The sequence below is a fragment of the Rossellomorea oryzaecorticis genome (assembly GCF_038405515.1).
In the GTDB taxonomy this organism is placed as follows: domain Bacteria; phylum Bacillota; class Bacilli; order Bacillales; family Bacillaceae_B; genus Rossellomorea; species Rossellomorea oryzaecorticis_A.
This window is the reverse complement of the sequence record NZ_JBBYAF010000017.1, coordinates 30,693-49,756: the sequence shown is the minus strand read 5'-3', so window position 1 is coordinate 49,756 and position 19,064 is coordinate 30,693. Positions and strand designations below refer to the sequence as shown.

General features: G+C 41.0%; 18 protein-coding genes. 4 read left to right on the top strand and 14 right to left on the bottom strand.

From position 1 onward, the window contains the following. Positions 1-216: 216 nt before the first annotated feature. On the bottom strand, positions 217-1,002 hold the full coding sequence (locus AAEO50_RS10335) for an alpha/beta hydrolase (RefSeq protein ID WP_341983208.1): 786 nt from the start codon (positions 1,000-1,002) through the stop codon (positions 217-219). Positions 1,003-1,137: 135 nt separating this feature from the next. Here AAEO50_RS10335 and AAEO50_RS10330 point away from each other — a divergent pair, with 135 nt between their 5' ends. Then, complete coding sequence (locus AAEO50_RS10330) at positions 1,138-1,602, top strand: Hsp20/alpha crystallin family protein (RefSeq protein WP_341983205.1); 465 nt, start codon at positions 1,138-1,140, stop codon at positions 1,600-1,602. A 68-nt stretch (positions 1,603-1,670) separates the two neighbouring features. Here AAEO50_RS10330 and AAEO50_RS10325 read toward each other — a convergent pair whose 3' ends face one another. After that, entirely contained in the window at positions 1,671-2,132 is a 462-nt protein-coding gene (locus AAEO50_RS10325; protein ID WP_341983203.1) for a YppG family protein, read from the bottom strand. Positions 2,133-2,333: 201 nt separating this feature from the next. Here AAEO50_RS10325 and yppF point away from each other — a divergent pair, with 201 nt between their 5' ends. Beyond that, the gene (gene yppF / locus AAEO50_RS10320) at positions 2,334-2,516 is read left to right on the top strand and encodes a YppF family protein (RefSeq protein WP_341983201.1); all 183 of its coding nucleotides are present in this window, start codon (positions 2,334-2,336) and stop codon (positions 2,514-2,516) included. A gap of 39 nt (positions 2,517-2,555) precedes the next feature. Here yppF and AAEO50_RS10315 read toward each other — a convergent pair whose 3' ends face one another. From AAEO50_RS10315 to AAEO50_RS10305, 3 genes are all read right to left on the bottom strand, one after another. Then, positions 2,556-2,909 carry a YppE family protein gene (locus tag AAEO50_RS10315; protein WP_341983199.1) on the bottom strand — a complete coding sequence of 118 codons (354 nt, stop codon included), beginning with the start codon at positions 2,907-2,909 and terminating at the stop codon, positions 2,556-2,558. 68 nt (positions 2,910-2,977) lie between these two features. After that, entirely contained in the window at positions 2,978-3,223 is a 246-nt protein-coding gene (locus AAEO50_RS10310) for a hypothetical protein (protein ID WP_341983197.1), read from the bottom strand. Positions 3,224-3,716: 493 nt separating this feature from the next. Continuing rightward, entirely contained in the window at positions 3,717-4,745 is a 1,029-nt protein-coding gene (locus AAEO50_RS10305; protein WP_341983195.1) for a DUF2515 family protein, read from the bottom strand. Positions 4,746-4,855: 110 nt separating this feature from the next. Here AAEO50_RS10305 and recU point away from each other — a divergent pair, with 110 nt between their 5' ends. Further along, positions 4,856-5,458, top strand: a complete 603-nt coding sequence (gene recU / locus AAEO50_RS10300) for a Holliday junction resolvase RecU (RefSeq protein ID WP_341983193.1) — start codon at positions 4,856-4,858, stop codon at positions 5,456-5,458. A 103-nt stretch (positions 5,459-5,561) separates the two neighbouring features. Beyond that, entirely contained in the window at positions 5,562-8,291 is a 2,730-nt protein-coding gene (locus AAEO50_RS10295; RefSeq protein ID WP_341983191.1) for a PBP1A family penicillin-binding protein, read from the top strand. A gap of 39 nt (positions 8,292-8,330) precedes the next feature. On the opposite strand, the gene AAEO50_RS10290 is transcribed toward AAEO50_RS10295, so the two are convergent. The 9 genes from AAEO50_RS10290 to dinG form a co-directional block, all read right to left on the bottom strand. Then, on the bottom strand, positions 8,331-8,852 hold the full coding sequence (locus tag AAEO50_RS10290; protein ID WP_341983189.1) for a YpoC family protein: 522 nt from the start codon (positions 8,850-8,852) through the stop codon (positions 8,331-8,333). After that, a complete protein-coding gene (gene nth / locus AAEO50_RS10285; RefSeq protein WP_341983187.1) occupies positions 8,849-9,505 on the bottom strand; it encodes an endonuclease III in 657 nt (218 codons plus the stop codon). The genes AAEO50_RS10290 and nth overlap by 4 nt, the downstream gene beginning before the upstream one ends. Before the next feature lie 94 nt (positions 9,506-9,599). Further along, the gene (locus AAEO50_RS10280) at positions 9,600-10,307 is read right to left on the bottom strand and encodes a DnaD domain-containing protein (protein ID WP_341983185.1); all 708 of its coding nucleotides are present in this window, start codon (positions 10,305-10,307) and stop codon (positions 9,600-9,602) included. A 349-nt stretch (positions 10,308-10,656) separates the two neighbouring features. Continuing rightward, positions 10,657-11,949: an asparagine--tRNA ligase gene (asnS, locus tag AAEO50_RS10275; protein ID WP_341983183.1), complete on the bottom strand. Its 1,293-nt coding sequence runs from the start codon at positions 11,947-11,949 to the stop codon at positions 10,657-10,659. 253 nt (positions 11,950-12,202) lie between these two features. Beyond that, on the bottom strand, positions 12,203-13,393 hold the full coding sequence (locus AAEO50_RS10270) for a pyridoxal phosphate-dependent aminotransferase (RefSeq protein WP_341983181.1): 1,191 nt from the start codon (positions 13,391-13,393) through the stop codon (positions 12,203-12,205). 21 nt (positions 13,394-13,414) lie between these two features. After that, positions 13,415-13,891: a DUF5590 domain-containing protein gene (locus AAEO50_RS10265; RefSeq protein ID WP_341983179.1), complete on the bottom strand. Its 477-nt coding sequence runs from the start codon at positions 13,889-13,891 to the stop codon at positions 13,415-13,417. Between the two features lie 11 nt (positions 13,892-13,902). Beyond that, positions 13,903-14,073: a YpmA family protein gene (locus tag AAEO50_RS10260; protein WP_341983288.1), complete on the bottom strand. Its 171-nt coding sequence runs from the start codon at positions 14,071-14,073 to the stop codon at positions 13,903-13,905. Positions 14,074-14,337: 264 nt separating this feature from the next. After that, entirely contained in the window at positions 14,338-15,177 is an 840-nt protein-coding gene (locus AAEO50_RS10255; protein WP_341983177.1) for a hypothetical protein, read from the bottom strand. Positions 15,178-15,780: 603 nt separating this feature from the next. After that, complete coding sequence (gene dinG, locus AAEO50_RS10250) at positions 15,781-18,573, bottom strand: ATP-dependent DNA helicase DinG (RefSeq protein WP_341983175.1); 2,793 nt, start codon at positions 18,571-18,573, stop codon at positions 15,781-15,783. Positions 18,574-19,064 lie beyond the last annotated feature (491 nt).

Genomic DNA, 19,064 nt, shown 5'->3' with positions numbered 1-19,064 from the left:
AAAGCGGAAGGGCTTTGCTCAGAGGCGGGTGGCATAAGGCGAATCGACCACGAAGGCGTTCTTTGCCTTCTTGGTCGATTTGACTTATGACATGTGCCTCTAAGCCCTGGAGCTGGACAGGTCTCACCTAACTCGCTTTTCCCGCCGGAGTCTTCGTCTTGCACTCCAATAAACAGCTAGATACGTTTATGACAATAATTACAATAATCAGCTATATCAGCGCCTGTTTATAAATTCTTTCAGTGTATAAGCAAGCTGTTCAGGTTCCTCGAATAATCCCATATGGCCCGAGTCTGTCAGTACTTTAGTATGTGTATGGGATGATTCTTCCTGGAAGACTTTTTCTTTCGGTATGATCTGGTCATGTTCACCGGCTACTAGAAGTACGGGGATTCTGCTGTTCTTTACTATATCGGAACGATCGATTCTGTTCCTCATTGCCTTAAGGGTTTCAATGGCTCCTACCGGGCTGGTTTCATATCCAATATTTTTCGTAAGCCGGATTTCATCTGTCAGTTCTTGCTTTTTTGCAGGGTTGAACAATTTTGGAGCGAGTTCATCCACAAATGTATTAAGTCCACTCCCTTTGATCAATTCAATCGATTTTAATCGGTTTTCTTTTGCTTCTTCACTGTCAGGCAGTGCCGTTGAATGAATAAGTCCGTACCCTTTTAATTTCTCTCCATATAAATCCGCCACTGCCAGAGTCACATACCCGCCTAGAGAATGGCCGAATAAATAAACATTTTCCAACTGTTTTTGATCCATAAAATAATGAATGTCTTTCGCCAAATCTTCTATGCTGAAAGCAGAATCGCTTATTCCGGATTCACCATGTCCTCTAAGGTCAATTGTGATCACTCGGGAGGAATCCAGTAAAGGAACTACTTCCTGCCAATATGCAGAGCTCCCGCAAAATCCATGAAGAAGTATGACCGTCTCTTCCCCTTCACCGCGATCTTGAAAAGCTAAATCAAATTCTCCTACATGCTGCTTTTCCATCATTTCTCCCCCTTTTTGATTTTGTTTATATTTTTCCTCCCCCACAGATTTTTAAACAAAAGTGAGATAGGCACAAATACAATAAGAGTTCATACATTAATATGAAAAGATCTGTCCCGAAAGGAGATACCACCTATGACCAGTCATTTTTCAAATGATCCTTCCAGGAAAAAAGGTTTTGGAGACCTGATGCAGTCAATGAATGAATTCTTCCATGAAAAACCAATGAGGGGAATGCTGCAGAGTATAGATGATTTTTTCACATCTGCCTCCAACCCTTTTAATTCCTTCCCCGTCGATTTAAAAGAACATGCTGAATATTACCTGATAACCGCTGAACTTCCAGGAGTGAAAAAAGACCAGATCAACCTTGAAGTATTTCCTAATTTCATTACCATTACCATTATCAATAAGGAGATTTATTCTGAGGAAAATGAAAAAAATCAAACAATCAGAAGAAAACAATCCTTGAACAAAAGCAGCCGGACGATTCCGTTTCCATCCATTGTAAATGATAAAGATGTGAAAGCATCTTATAAAGACGGGATATTACAAGTAAAAGTGGAGAAACAATCCGGCAAGAAAATCAGTATTGAATAAAGACTTCTCCGGTTGACGTTTCAACAAGTCCCCAGCAAAAAGAGCAGCTTGATTCAGCTGCTCTTTTCTTATAGCTTAAACATTCCGCCAAGCCCTTTCACGAGTGAAGAGACCTGATTTACTGCACCCATCATTTGCCCTGCCGTGTTCATCACTTTATTGAAGTCAAATGAACCATCCTGGGATTTAAATGAGTTCATGATGCTTCCCATTCCCGAGTTAGTAGGTTTTGCCATGAACGATGCTTTTGGATAAGGATTTGCGTAGGACTGCTGCTGCATCGCCTTCATTTGATAAGGATTATATTCTTCGTGCTGAAGAGGATTTTCAAAATATGGATTCGTGTATCCTGCTTGATTTATTTGACTGTTTGGGCGAACGGGTGTCTGAGAATATTGGTATGGCGGCGGAAAATGCTGACCGTTTCCATGCATTGGGTAATTTTCCATTTGACCCATATTACTTTGGTGGTAGGGATTTGGATAAGGATAATAATTTTGATAGCGTTGACGATAATGACGTGAATTCATACTAAGCCCCCTTACTTTATTACGGTTACTACAAAGTATGAAATACTGGTTCATATGGTGAAAGGACCCAAAAAGCTTTTTCGACAAACCCTCAGAAATTGTCGGAAGTTACATTTTTCTAACAACTTAGAGAAAGGGCTTTCTATGGTAGGATAATCAGTAGAAGGTTGCCTTAGAATTAATGTATGAGGAGGAATTAGTATGAACTTTAGTGAATTGTTGAAAAAGTACGAGAATCAGAAGCAGTGCCAAGCCACCGACGGACCGGAACTTCTAATGTTAACAAAAAAACTATACATTTCAAATGAAATTTCTCTGCAAAACTATAAAGAACTTGTAAGGCAAATTAACCTCAGCGATAAGAGTACAGTTCCAACACTATAAGAATGAAATTTGAAGGGCTTCCCGAGGGAAGCCCTTTATTTAATCTTTTAACTCTTCGAGCAGAGTGCGAAGCACATATTGAACAGATTGGTGATGACTGATAAAGCGGTTATAACTCGACTCCGGGAAGAAGCAATGGACAGAAAGCATTTCAATATTATCATAAGTATTCATGACCTGTGGTAAGTGAAGATGTTTTGGACGCTCGGTTTTTATCCAATCGAGAGAAAGTTCTTTCCACTTGTCATTCATTTCTTTGATTCGATCTGCAAAAGGCTTTACTTCTTGATAAAAATCACCTTTTGCACCCGTTTCCCGTCTTTTTTTATATTCATTCATCATTATTTCCACCGATGCAGATAACTCTTCAGTCACATATATTAATTGTTCCAAATAAAAACCCCCAGGACAATGTTAGCCCAAAATAAAAAGTAGCAAAAATGCTACTTATAATAGTAAGTTTATGACGTCTTATATGATAATTCAAGCTTTTGGACAAGATAGGAATGTTCTCTTCTATTGATGATTGCTTCTGCCCTGCTTTCCACTATAGAGAGTCTATCTTCAAGCTCTTCAATTTTTCCAGAGAGTTTTGAACCCTCGACCTTTTCCTCCATTGAAATCCGATCATATACACTCTGTTCGAGCTGATTCAAACTTTCTTCAATTTCGGCTAACTTTAACATAATATCTTGTTTTGGAAGCATTCTTCTTCCTCCCGGCTTTTTTTGGATTTATATTAGGTATTCTATTTGAAAAATCCTTTCCCTTCCCTCCTGACAAAACTAGAAGTGTTTCGTCAAAGAAAGTGCATTTAGGACAACTACCCTATTATTTTTCGACAGCAGCCGAATAAAACAGGTCAAACCTCAAATAATAGTAGCGGAGGTGTCCATATGAAAAAACAAAACAACAAAAACTCAAAACAACCAACTGAATCAAACCAGCATCAAACAAAAGCATCAAAAGGCAACCCAAAACTAGAAGGCGAAAACAGACCTGCCACTTAACAAAAGCGGAGGCGGCTTGGGCAGGCCCGACAAGCATAAGACGAGTCTGCCGGAAAGGCGTTTTTTGCCTTTTAGGCAGACTTGGCTTATGACCTCGAGGGCCTAGCCGCCGGAGCTGGATGATAACAAAAGCGGAGGCGGCTTGGGCAGGCCCGACAAGCATAAGACGAAAGGAAAGAACTGCCGGCTTTCAATTGCCGGCAGTTCTTTCTTTATTTTTTATGACCATCGATTTCAACCACGCAACCTTCTTCAACTGTTTCTGTTTATGGAAAAACCACTTTGTCATACAAGGATCTTCCGGCAGTGAGGGTTTGTGATACCATGCTTTCTTTACATTGGTGTGATGAGACCAATCCTCTTCCAGCTCCCAATGATGATCCACTTTATCGTAAACACTAGTGAGTGATGGCGTGTTGGTCCTTGTAAGAGAAGACGCGCAAAAGCCTTCATAATCATTCCTTGATCCGGTAGGCTTTACCTTCCGGGCAAAATCATAAAATGACGGATAGTAATCATTGTGAAACAATATTTGATAAAGAATATTCCCTAGTTTGATGCGGTCATCCAATTTTCTGAAGTCGTGGACACTTGCTCCGATAAGTTCCCCATTCTGGGAAGGGAATACAACGGAACAAAAATGGAGATGATCCTCTATAAAAAATAATCCCGAACGGAATACCTTCTTTTTATAAACTGGATGATCAATCACCGGTTTCTGTATCAAGTTCTGCTCATTAATAATCTGGGATTGCACTAATCTATCCTCATTTCTATGCTCCCAAAAAAGATTCCATTCTTCCTGCATAAAAGAAGAAACCTGAAAATCCTTGAGCAGGTGAAACATTTCCTCCTTATATAACGTCGAATAGTGATAGATAAGAAGTTGAGGAAAAGCATCTTGAAATATGGACCAATTTGCTCTTTCATAGGTCATGAATAGATTCTTTCTGGTCTCGGAGGTTAACAAATTCCTGAAGGTTTCTCCTTCTAAATCAGTCATGTTCCAGCCTGCGTTTCTCGAAACCATCGATGCAAGAAACGACCATTTAATTTCCGGATGTAGAAGGTAAAAACTTTGATAAGCAATGGTTCTTGTAATATTATCTTGATTGTGATGACATACAATACGGTAAAGAAAATCGATCCAATCCCGTTTATGTTGTTTAAAGTCTGGTATATAGGGTAAAAAGCGATAGGTATTAGTGAATTCATCCATCGAATCCCCTTCTCTCTTTTATTCATATCTTAAGGAATTTGTAATGAATTATTCACACAAAATGGAGCGGTTTCTGTTATTATATAGTTTAGTCTGCGAGGTGTATTACCATGAAATTCCATTATCCCAATGGAAAACAGTATATGGAAACGAAATCATCTTCTAAAAAAACGAAAGTCAAACAAGTCTCTTACAGTAACCGCGGGATGACTTTAGAAGAGGATATTAATGAAACCAACCAATATTATCTGGTACACAAAACAGCCGTTATCCATAAAAAACCGACTCCAGTCCAAATCGTGGATGTTCATTATCCAACCAGGAGTGCAGCTGTAATCAAGGAGGCTTACTTCAAGCAGCCATCCACCACTGACTATAACGGGGTATATAAAAGCCGATATATTGATTTTGAAGCGAAGGAAACAAAAAACAAAACCTCCTTTCCGCTTCAAAATTTTCATGAACATCAAATCAAACATATGGAGAGTGTTTTTATTCAGGAAGGCATCACTTTCGTCTTGCTCCGGTTCTCGCTGTCGGAAGAAGTATTTTTACTTCCATTCGAGGCACTGAAAATATATTGGGAGCGGATGATCAGCGGTGGAAGAAAATCAATCAGAAAAGAGGAAATCGAAGAAGCGGGCTTTAGGATACCTTTAGGACTCCATCCGAGGGTCGATTACTTAAAAATAGTCCATCAGTTATATTTTTAGATATTCAATAATGAGCTATTCTAGAGTTTATCTCATTATAAGTAGTATAAATCAGAACTTAGATAATACTAAAAAGACAGAAGATTGAAAGCGAGGAAACAATATGGCTGGTCAATATAAGTCAAGAGAAGAAAAGCGCCTGGCCCAGCAGAAGTCTAAAACCCCGAAAACAAAAAAGGGCTCTATGGTGAAACGTGTCATTATTTCATTATTTATTATAGGAATTATAGGTATGTTAGCTGGTGCTGGATTATTTGCATACTATGCATCAAGTGCTCCGAAGCTCGACGAAAAATTGCTGAAAGACCCAGTAGCGTCAGAGATTTATGATATGAATGGCGAACTGATTACAACCGTGGGGAAGGAAAATAGAGAGTATGCCAACTTCGATGAAATTCCTCAAACCATGCAGGACGCAGTCTTAGCTACCGAAGATAATCGGTTTTATAAGCATAATGGGATTGACTTAATCCGTCTGGGCGGGGCTGTTATTGCCAATATTACAGGCGGATTTGGTTCAGAAGGTGCCTCCACCATAACCCAGCAGGTAATCAAGGGGTCATTCCTCAGCCCTGATAAGACGCTTAAGAGGAAAGCCCAGGAAGCATGGCTGGCACTTAAACTTGAACAGGAATATACCAAAGAAGAGATTTTCGAAATGTATTTCAATAAAGTATATATGTCTGCAGGTATCCATGGGATGGCAACTGCAGCTGACTATTATTACGGCAAGGAAATTAAAGATATTGAACTTCACGAAGCAGCTTTGATAGCAGGACTGCCTCAAAGTCCAAACAACTATAACCCTTTTAAACATCCTGAAAGTGCCGAGAAGAGACGAAATATCGTCCTTTCGCTGATGGCACAGCATGGAAAAATCAGCGAAAAAGAAAAAGAAGAAGCTCAAAAGATCCCAATCAAGGAAGGGTTGGTTTCTGAAGAAGAGCTGGAAGCAGAAAACGGAAATAAATACCCTGCGTATGTGGACGCAGTAATCGATGAAGTAGAAAAAATGGGCGACTTCAATCTATTCTCGGATGGTTTGAAAGTTTATACTACCCTCGATACGAATGCACAGAAGCGTGTTGAACAAATCCTTGCAGGAGAAGCCACAAGCTTCACTTACCCTGACCAGGAAGGTGGCATCATGCAGGCAGGTATCACACTTATGGACACTCAAACCGGTGAGATCCGCGCTATCGGCGGAGGCAGAAATACCGAGGAAGAAGTTCAACGCGGTTTCAACTATGCCATAGATACGAAACGACATCCTGGTTCTACGATCAAGCCGCTTCTTGACTATGGTCCGGCGGTCGAGTATCTGAAATGGTCCACGTATCATATCCTGAAGGATGAGCCATATAAGTACACAGATGGACCGGAAATAAATAACTATGATATGGAGCACAAAGGCGATATTACAATGAGAGAGGCTATATGGGATTCACGGAACGTCACAGCTTTGAAGGCTTTCCAGGAAGTCGGCCCTGAAAAAGCTGAAGAATTCGTGAACCGCCTCGGACTTGATTTCGATCATTATTACGAATCCGCCTCAATCGGAGCGGTTTCACCAGGTATGAACTCTGTTCAAATGGCCGGTGCCTATGCCCCATTTGGGAATGAAGGGATTTACAATAAACCGCATACAGTGAAAAAAGTCGTCCTTCGTGATGGTGAAACAGAAATCAAAAACGATAACAAACCTGAGCCTGCAATGAAGGAATATACGGCTTATATGATTTCTGATATGCTCAAAAGCGTGATCGACCATCCAAGAGGAACAGGTGCCCGTGCAAAAGTCTCAGGGCTCCCGATGGCAGGAAAATCAGGGACAACGAATTATAACGAAGATACACGGGAAGCAAATGGTATCCCTAAATCTCATGCTCCCGATTCATGGTTTGTCGGATATACAACAAACTACACCGCTGCAGTATGGACGGGATATGATAAACAAAATCAATTCTCGTTAAGTCCTACGGATAGACACGTTGCACAATATATCGTCAAAGACTTGATGAGCTATGTGCATGAAGGCGTCGACACAGCTGACTTTAAGAAACCAGGAAGCGTGGTTGAAGTTGAAGTTGAAGAAGGAAGCAACCCGGCAAAACTGCCGAGTGACTACACTCCGGATGACAAGATCATCACTGAACTGTTTGTAAAAGGAACGGAACCGACAAAGGTTTCTAAAGAATTCGATAAACTCGATGCACCAAAAGGCCTTAAAGGGAAATTCAATAAAAAAGACAAAACTATCACCCTGGCATGGGATTATGGTAAAAAGGAAAAAGACGTTCAATTCGAAGTATCCGTTTCAATTAATGGTGAGAATAAACAAGTCCTCACCACCACGGATAAAAAAGGCCTTAACGTTGAAAATATTACGTCCACAGGTACATTCACCTTTGAAGTTGTGGCCATCAAGGATGATCAGCGAAGCGATCCTGCTGCTGTGAATGTAAATGTGAAAGGCAATGAAGATGACGATGAACAAGAAAATGAAGATGACCGGGGTAATGGAAACGGTCAAGGTAATGGAAACGGTAATGGTGAAGGCAACACCGAAGAAGAAGAAGGAGATAACCCACCTTCAGATGATGAAGGAACCGGCGATGACGGTGACACTGGTGATGGCGGTACTGATGACGGCGGTACCGGTGATGGTGGTACTGGCGACGGTGGTACCGGTGACGGCGGTACTGGCGATGGCGGCACTGGCGACGGTGGTACTGGCGACGGTGGTACCGGTGATGGCGGTACTGGCGACGGCGGTACCGGCGACGGCGGTTCAGGTACTGATTCAAACTCGCCTGGTTTATTCAATCAATAGAAAAGTTAAAAAAGGCAGCTCGGGATTCTCCCGGCTGCCTTACTTTTTATCCTTTTTCAGTTTACTGATGGCCAAATGCTTCGAAAACTGCTTATGCTGCTCCTGGAATAATTCCCTCAGCTGAACAAAGGAATGATACAGTTTAGAGTTCTGCCTGATGAATGATAACCTCTCTTCTGCATTTATCGGTTTAAGAGAAAGAGTCGCGATATTATGCTGCCAATCACTTAATACCACCGGAGCTGAATTACTCCAGAACAGGAGCATATAGAATAAACAAAGCCCTCTTTTTACATACATATGTACATGTTTATTTCGGGATTTATGTAGTTCAGTAATCTTCTCTTTTTCCATTTCCCAGTATTCCATAACATCTTTGACGGCATTTTCACGATTACTCCAAGGTGAACCCTCCCCCTCTCCCCCATTGAAATACAGAATTTCATGAGAAAAGTAATAATCTTCTTCCAGGTATTTTTCAAGACATACCTGCACTTTTTTTTCTGTATAAAGATAAGGGTCATGAATTTGCTGAGGAACTACTTGGGATTCCAGTTTCATATCTTTTCCTTCTTTTTCATTCTTTTCTGACCTTCGCGGCACAAATCAAGCAGCGGGCAAATATCGCACTGCGGGGACTGGGCTTTACAATGGTATCTTCCAAAGAATATTAAACGATGGTGAGTTTCAGACCATTCATCTCTAGGAATCTTCCTCATCAATGTTTTTTCAACTTCAAGCACGTTATCCTTCCATCTGCAGATCCCCAGGCGCTTGCTTACCCTCTCCACATGCGTATCCACAGCCAGTGCAGGTTCCCCAAAAGCTACAGACACTACTACATTTGCCGTCTTTCTACCAACTCCAGGAAGTTTAACAAGTTCAGAATGCTGTTCAGGGACTTCTCCATCGTGCTCCTCCAAAATAATCTCACACAGCTTCTGGATATTCTTTGCTTTATTGCGGTATAGTCCAATGGAACGTATATCCTGCTGCAGTTCTTCTAAAGTGACATTTAAGTAATCCTGAGGCGTTTTGTACTTTTCGAATAAGCTCTTCGTTACTTTATTCACTAACGCATCTGTGCACTGTGCGGATAGCAATACTGCAATCACCAATTCAAATGGATTTTCATGGCGCAATTCACAATGTGCATCCGGGAACATCTTTCTCATTTCATCTAAGCAAATCTGTATTTGTTTTTTATTCAGCACTCTATCTACTCCTCACTCTGTTTACCTTTCGTATGTAGTATACACTATTAAAGGGACTGACCCTAAAGATGGGCGCAGTCCCCTTACACTTTCATTATTGTTCCAGCCAATTATAGAAAGGAACCGATTTCCTCTTAGCTATGGGAGTGTCATTTTGAGCAGCTGATTTTTGATGGGGTCTGAACTTTTGACTTTGGCTGCGTGCATCCTCAATCGTTTTCACACCATTCTTCTTCCATTCAAATAAAATCCGGTCAATGTACCTGAAATTCAACTTACCCGAAATAACCGCCTCCCGCAAAGCAGCTTTGATAATCGTGGAATTATGTTCATCCTGATCAAGCCACATGGAAAGAGTCTCACACTCAAGCGGTGAAAGAGGACGGCCGAATTCCTGCTCGAAAATCGAATAGATGTCGGCTTCTTCTTCCATGGATTTTTGCATTTGTTTCATCTTGGAAGATTGGATGACAAAGTCTGCAAGTTTCTCCCATAAAGGGGAAAGTGAGTATCTCTCGAATAATATCCCGTCTGGTGATGCACCTTCTTCAATGGTTAAAAATTGGTGCTGCATCAGCTTTCTTAAGATGGAAGAACAGTATTCCGGAGATATACTCATATGTTCAGAGAGTTCCTCTGGAGTCGGAAAATAGTTCCCTTTCTCTATCTTTCCATAGATTTGCAGCAGAAGGACAAATTCAGATTCATTTAACCCAAGCGTATGATAATTCGTTAATAATAATTGCGGAATGTTAAGCGTCCCTTCTTCAATCCAGGACACCATTAATTCTTTATAATCCATATTCGGCACACCTCACCATTTAGTATATCATGCTTATTATCTATGTCGATATGGATGTGTTCAGAAGAATTATTTAACACTTATTATCATGGAACATTGAATACCGCAGTTGATTTCCGTGGAAGACTTCGCTTTCCGCGGGCGGCCGGTGAGCCTCCTCGGCTTCGCCTGCGAGGTCTCACCTGTCTCGCTTTTCCCGCAGGAGTCTTCGTCTTCCACTCCAATCAACCGCTAGAGACAGTTCATGACAAAAACATTGTTTCTAACCCCTAAAATGAAAATTACAGGAAATAAAAAGCTGACTTTTCGATGCATTTCTGCAAATAAAGTCAGCTTTCTTGTTAAGACATTATGGGTATAGACGATTTAGCAGGCGTGGGAATGGGATTGTTTCTCTTACGTGTTCCACTCCGCTGATCCATGCAACTGTTCTTTCCAGACCAAGTCCAAAACCTGAGTGAGGGACAGAACCGTATTCTCTTAGTTCCAGATACCACTTATACGCATCAGATGCCAATTCATGTTCTTCGATACGCTTTTTCATGAGTTCTGCATCGTGGATACGCTCAGAACCCCCGATAATTTCACCGTAGCCTTCAGGAGCGATCAGGTCGGCACAAAGCACTACGTCATCGCGAACCGGATCAGGCTGCATATAGAATGGCTTCAAAGACGTTGGGTAATGAGTGATGAATACAGGTTTATCATATGTTTCAGCTATCGCTGTCTCATGTGGAGCCCCGAAGTCATCTCCCCATTCGATATCATCGAAGCCTTTTTCGTGTAGTAACTTAACCGCATCATCGTATGTGATTCTTGGGAATGGCGCTTTGATTTGTTCCAATTTAGAAGTATCTCTTCCCAAACGATCCAATTCAAGCTTACAGTTTTCAAGAACTGATTGGACGATATAAGAAACGTACTGTTCCTGAACCTCTAAATTCTCCTTGAATTCATAAAAAGCCATCTCGGGTTCAATCATCCAAAACTCGATCAGGTGGCGGCGTGTTTTGGATTTTTCTGCTCGGAACGTAGGTCCGAATGAAAATACTTTACCAAGAGCCATCGCTGCAGCTTCCATATATAGTTGTCCACTTTGAGAAAGATATGCATCTTCGTCAAAATACTTTGTTGCAAACAATTCTGTCGTTCCTTCAGGTGCACTGCCAGTAAGGATTGGCGGATCGACTTTAACGAATCCCTCTTGGTTGAAGAATTCATAAGTAGCTCGAATGATTTCATTACGAATCTTCATGACCGCATGCTGTTTACGGGAACGGAGCCATAAATGACGGTGGTCCATAAGAAATTCAGTACCGTGCTCCTTAGGAGTGATTGGATAATCAACTGCTTCATGTATGACTTCCACTGATTTCACTTGTAGTTCATATCCAAAAGGTGAACGTGAATCTTCTGAGACGACACCTGTCACATATAAAGAGGTTTCCTGTGTCAGCGATTTTGCTTTTTGAAAAATTTCTTCTTCGACTTCACTCTTGACTACAACTCCCTGAATGAATCCTGTTCCATCACGGAGCTGAAGAAATGCAATTTTACCACTTGAACGCTTGTTGGCAAGCCAGGCACCGATCGTAACCTCTTCACCAACAAACTTACTAACTTGAGAAATTGTTGTTTTCACGATTTTTTCCCTCCAAAAAAACTAAGACGCTATATGTATCGTACTATATTATACATTTCGAGTGTCATTGTCGCAATAGATAGAAAAGCGGAGGCGGCTCGTTCAGCCCCGACAAGCATAAGATGAATGGGCCGGGAAGGCGTTCTTTGCCTTCTTGGACCATTTAGCTTATGACCTCGAGGGGCTAGCCGCTGGAGCTGGACAATACCCTAAGAAAGGGCAGAACGTGAGATACGGCCTGCCCCCAGCTGTGTTATTGACTTTTCTTCACAACGAATTCATGTATTCTTTCTATTGCCTGCTCCATTGAATCAAGACTTGTCGCATAGGACAAGCGGATATTATCTTCTGAACCAAATCCTGATCCCGGAATCACGGCAACTTTTGCATCTTCTAATAGTGCTTGAACAAATATGTCAACATTTTCATAACCTGTCAGACGAGCCGCTTCTTTTACATTCGGGAACAGGTAAAATGCTCCTTGAGGTCTAATGCAATCAAAGCCTGGGATATTGTTTAATTTTTCAAAGACAATATTCAAGCGCTCCTCAAATGATTTCCTCATGTCTTCCACCGGTTGCTGATCCCCCATGTACGCGGCTACTGCACCGTATTGGGAGGTGGTTGTAGGGTTTGATGTGGAATGGCTTGCCAGGTTCGTCATCGCTTTGATGATCGTTTCGTTACCTGCCGCGTAGCCGATTCTCCATCCTGTCATCGAATGGGACTTCGATACTCCGTTAATGATGATTGTCTGTTTCTTAAGTTCTTCAGAAAGTTCAGCAATCGAAGTGTGACTATTCCCATCATAAACAAGCTTTTCATAGATTTCATCGGAAACGATCAAGATATTATTTTCCAAACACACTTGACCGATCGCCTTTAGCTCATCAGAAGAATAAATCATTCCCGTCGGATTGCTCGGGGAGTTGATGATGACAGCTTTTGTTTTCTCCGTAATGCAGTCGGCCAATTGTTCCGGTGTGATTTTATATGAATTCTCTTGTTTCCCCTCCACGATGACAGGATTGCCGCCTGCAAGTTTTACCTGTTCTGGGTAGCTTACCCAGTACGGGGTAGGAATGATCACTTCATCGCCTTCATCCAATAGCACTTGAAACAGGGTATAAAGAGCATGCTTTGCTCCGCTGGTCACGATGATTTCTGAAGGGCTATAAGCAAGGTTTTGATCTTGCTTAAATTTATTGATGACAGCATCTTTCAGCTGGGCAGTACCGCCTGAAGGTGTATATTTTGTGTGTCCTTCCACAAGTGAATCATATGCCGCCTGGATAATATGCTGCGGGGTATTAAAGTCCGGTTCTCCTGCTCCCAAAGCGATCACATCGATCCCCTGTGCTTTCATTTCCTTTGCTTTTGCTGTGATTGCCAAGGTTGTAGAAGGTGTTAATGCACTCACTCTTTTAGATAAAGATAAATTCATCGATGGGTTCCTCCTAATAACTTATAGGTTTTCGATTTTCTTCCACCATTCCCCGTTGGAGAAAAGAAGATAAAAATAATTTAAATTTCTTTGTTTATCCAAGTAGGTGATTTCCCAAACAGGACCTACTGATTCATGCCCTAATCTCACTGATAATATTTTATCGGGCTGCTTTTCATCTTTTAGTTTATTAATTGCCTGCTCTTTCGAAATACCATCTGCCCATTTTTTGACGATTATACCTTCTTTTTTCTCAGGCACGAAGGCAACTACCTTTTCATTGTTATCGTCCTTGCCGGTAATCACTGTATAAGCTTTGGCTCCGTGGTACATGGTTGTGTTCTCTATTTCTTTCATAGGGGTCTCATCCATCACACGTTTGGACGCCTGATCAAATTCTTCTTTCACCGGCCCTCTTGCAGTTTGATAGAGAAGAACAGAAGCTGTACCCATCACAATGACAGCTGCCACTATAATAATTGTAATCCACTTTTTCATAATGATCCTCTTTATGTACGATAAATGGTCAGTACAGCCTGACTTTGATCCTCGGGATCAAGGGCTAAACCAAACATGTAATCATCTTTTTTTAATGTTCTATTTAAGGCATCCACTATTTTGTACAAATCATCTGTATAAGAAATTCGAACAGTGGAAAGAATTTCAATTTTGCTCTCCAATTCAGCTTCCTCCTCCAACTTCTGACTGTTTTCCATGATGCACGCAGTTTCTTTATAATACGCGACATCATTCACCGCTGTCCTTCAAGAAACACTACACACATTATAACAACATTCCCCTCGGATATGGTAGACAGAAACTTAAAAAACTTTATCATTGTTTCTCATTTCATAAAGGCATGATGTAACGGAACTGTTAATCACTAACACGTGATAAATTCATCTGCACAAACTTTCAAGAGAGGAGAACAAATGAAGCTTTCATTATTCCGGTTGTTCATTAAAAGCACCGTCGTCTTGTTCGAATGTAAGTACTTCATAGTTATTTTTGTTGAATTTTATCGATATCAATCCATGCTGGCCAGTTAAGTAAAGGTCGATCCACGCTTCATTTATCGCTTCAAGCAAGTCTCCATTTAATAATTTCTCTTTAGACCGGTAAAGGAGTGCCGTCTGAGGATCGATATGTTTGATTAAGGGATCTGAAATACACTCTGTCCTTGAATGCAGGGGGATTTTCACAATGTTCACATTTTTTAAAGGCTTAGTCAGGAATACATCTTCTGCATGCTTGGATTGTGAGCTCAGCCAAAGAAAACGATGCTGGAAAAATGTAAGAGAAAAATCCAATCCCTCCTGCTTTTCATTTCCTTCATGAATGACTTCCATTGCAAGTTCTGAGGATAAAGGATAGGTGTCTCCTTCTTTCAGCCTCTCTACTTTTGCTTCTTTATTCTTTACAAGCATGCCGGTAAATGAATCGCCGGATATGAGATGGTCTGTCGAATATTTCTTCATAAGTTCAGTAAGTGTATCTGTATATATTTCAGCTTCCTCCGTGAGGATGATTGCTCTGATTTCTTTGATATTTATTTGATTTAAATAATAGAACAACTCTTCAATTTGGGAAAGAGGTCCAGTGTTGATGAGAAAGTTCTCACCAGAGGGCAAATGAAGAACTGCCACTTCTCCTCTCTTAAGAGGCAGAAAGCTGATGGCATATTCATTTTGTGATAAATTAAGATCCAGATCGGGTACCTTCACCCCGTAACTAACCGGAATAACTAAAATAAACAACAGTATAGCCCAGATTACCACTCTCATATTCCTTGCCTCCAGTTTTCATCTATCCTTTATCTTGTGTTAAAGAATGAAAAATAACCAGAACTGAGGAAGTGGTTTTTGCTGACTCAGAGAGTAAAAGTTGACTACTTCGTCTGTTGGGATGAGGGAGCTTTTCTTGGGAAGTTGAGGTGAAGGAGAATTGGCCAATACACTCCATAGATGTAGAGGAAATTCGACAAGAGGCGCAATAATTAGGATAGTGGCTTAATTATCAGGAAAGTGGAGCAATTATTTGGACTCCGGCGCAATTATTAAAAAAGTGGCTCATTTATGGGGGAATCTGACGCAATTATCCCTTCAGAGCTGCTGCTTCTCATTTAAGAAGGCCCTTCCATCTGCTTTAGCCTCTAATTTTTTACAAAACATCCCCAATTTAAAGAATTAATTGTTATTTTCTCTTTAATTCAATATATATCACAGCTTTTTTGACCAAATTTATGATTCACCACACACCTTTATACAAAAACCTTAAAATACTTCTTTGCCATCTTATATTTATAATTACTAACTCATAGAGATAGACGTAAAAAAGACGAACCGGCATCATTCATACGCATAGCCTGGTTCGTCCCATAGATTTTCTTACAACCAATCTTCTATCCACTCGATCAAATCGAAGAGGTCTCCTTCTTTTACGTTCATGGACGGAATGGATTGTATGAAAGCATTGCCGTAGCGAGTTGTTTTAATCCGTCTGTCGTATACAATCACAATGCCTCGGTCACTGCTTCTTCTGATCAATCTCCCGACACCTTGTTTGAAGCGGATAATCGCTTCCGGTAATGAATGACTAGAAAAAGGATTCTTGCCCTGCGCTTTGAGAATTTCAGATTTAGCCTGAGTCACCGGTTCGTCAGGCGGGGAAAAAGGTAATCTGACTAACGCTAGGCACGACAAGTCTTCACCTGGTATATCCACGCCTTCCCAGAAACTGCTTGTGCCAAAAAGGATGGCTTTATCAAATCGTTGAAAGTTTTTCGTCAATCGCGTCCTGCTGCCCGAGGTGATTCCTTGTGCCATCAGAACATAATCTTCAAGCAGTCCGCTTTCTTTCATCAATTCATAGGTTTTTCGCAGCATATCATATGAAGTGAACAAAATCAGCATTCTTCCTTTAGTCGCCTGAGCCACTCCGATCAGATGAGAACTTATTGCTTCTATATACTCCTCATTCGAAACATGCCCTATCTCCGGTACATCATTCGGGATGAATAAAGTAGCTGACTGATCATAATCAAAAGGTGAAGAAAGTTGAAGCTCTTTTATCTCGTCCCTGGCTAAGCCGACTTCGTTCAAGAAGTAATTGAATGAATCACTGACAGTCAACGTTGCTGACGTAAGGACGACGCCCTTCTTCTTTGCGAACAGTTCTTCTTTAAGATTTTGTGCGACAGCGACTGGCTGTGCCTGAATGACCAGACTATTTGGCAATGACCGGGTATCACCATCCAGCCACAGGACAAAATCGTTCATCTCCTTAAGAAACACTGCCCGGAACTGCTCATTTAGTTCATTCCATTCAACTAAAAAACTGTAGAATTCTTCGACAAGCGCTTTCTCACTGTCTTCCAGTTTTAGTTTCTTCGATTTAATCGTATCCAGGATCGCTTGAAATTCCTTATCGATTAATTTCATTCCTGATATGACTCGTTCCATTGCCATCTGAACAGGCTGCCAGCTTCTGCTTTTTCTCATCTCTTCGGATATTCTGAGTTGTATTTTCTGTGCACCCGTCCTTTTTTTGGCATTTTTAAAAAATGCATTTGTAAGGACATTCATCGCCTCTTCCAGGTCGATGTAAAATTGCTGCACATGAGTATCAAGTTCAAATGAATGGAGATTTCCCTCGACTCCATAACGATTCATGAGCCCATACAAACGGTTGTAAAGCTGTTTTTGATCAAGAGTCCCCAATTGGGAAGCAGTGAACTTAATTGAGAGATAATCGAGTACGATTCCTAGGTGCTGCCTTGCGGATTTTTCCAAGTGATGAGCTTCATCTATCACTAAATAGTCGAAGGCAGGGATTAAATTTCCTTTATTGATGATATCTGAAAGCAGCATCGAATGGTTTGTTATGATGATATCCGCGGATTGTGCACGTTTTCTGGCATGCAGGTAGAAATCCTTAGACACCCACGGATCCTTACTGTGAGGCAGGTGCCAGCCATCGTGGCGCAGACGGTTCCAAAACAATTGGCCGCCTGACGTAAGATTCAGTTCATCCACGTCACCAGTTTCAGTTCTTGTTAACCATACTAAGATTTGCATTTTCGTCAATACGACATCATATTGAGATTCTGCCTCACGCAGGGACTGCTCAAACTTAAATAGGTTTATGTAGTGATTTTTCCCTTTTAATAATACTGTCTGAAAAGGGACCGGACAGATATTTTCAAGCAGCTTGATTTCCTTTTGCAATAATTGTTCCTGAAGCTGGGTAGTAAAAGTGCTTATCACTACTCGTTCCTTGTGCTGTTTAGCAAATTGCAGCGACGGCCATAAGTACCCGAGTGATTTCCCAACACCTGTACCCGCTTCTATCACAAGGTGGCTGCCCGTCAGAAATGATTCCAGAACTTCATCCATCATCTGAATTTGTGCATCTCTTTTTTCATATGTGGAAATGTGCAATTCCAAGTTTTTTGAAATGTCTAATTCAATCTCATCACCTATGGATGGTAATGGGGCGTCATCCGTTTTCTTACGCAGTGCAATCCCTCTGTATACTTCCAGATCAAAGGAAAGATCTTCAACATGCCTTTGTTTTTGTGAAACAATCTCATCAAAAAGTAAAGATAAGTCACTTTTCAGATGTCCAGAGAGGATTTGAAGTTTCTCCAGAGTAACGAGCGGCAGAACTCTAAGCTTATTAATGAAATGAAGCAGAAGCTCCGCAGTAACATAGGCATCACTATCAGCCTGGTGGGGTCTGACATGACTCAACGACAGCGTATTAGAAAGCTCCGTCAGCTTAAAGCTATCTGCAGAAGGCATCGCAATTTTTGCTAATTCGACTGTATCGAAAGCCGGACCGTTAAATGGGTTATAGCCTGCTTCTTCAAGTTCCGCCTGTAAGAAAGAAAGGTCGAACGTTACATTGTGAGCAACAAACACACCATTATCCAATATTTCAAGTATTTTAGGAGCGATCTCATGGAACTCAGGAGCATCCTTGACCATCTCATCATTGATCCCCGTTAATTCTTCAATGAAAGGAGGAATGGGCTTTCCCGGAGACACAAATGAGGTGAATTGATCGATAATTTCTCCATTTTCTATAATGACTGCTGAAATTTGAATGATTTTTTCTCCTTTTCTAGGAGAATTCCCTGTTGTTTCCAAGTCCACAACTATTATTTTAAATGGTAACATTATTCTCACTGCCTTTATCTATCCATCTGATTCGCTTATACAAAATTATTTCTAAATAAGTGTACCATAATTTAAATTAGAAGGCTCATAATCTCATTACTCGCATTAATGCTTCTAGTCCAGTCGATCCGTCACACCAAATAATGATAGGCTATGTTAAACACCGCAGTTGATTTCCGTGCAAGACTTCGCTTTCCGCGGGCGGTTGGTGAGCCTCCTCGTCGCAGATGCTCCTGCGGGGTCTCACCTAACACGCTTCTCCCGCAGGAGTCTTCGTCTTGCACTCCAATCAACTGCTAGAACAAGTTAAAAACAAAAATAATCTACTAATAAAACGGCTATTTTATAATAAAATGTCAATGCCAAGAGTCAACACAGGTCCTTCCCTTCCGCTGAATCCACTCTCTGTATTCACATTTGATCGAAGAAAAAAATTTACGAAAAGAACATAAAAAAGAACGACCCTCAAAGAGTCGTTCGTCCACTAGTCA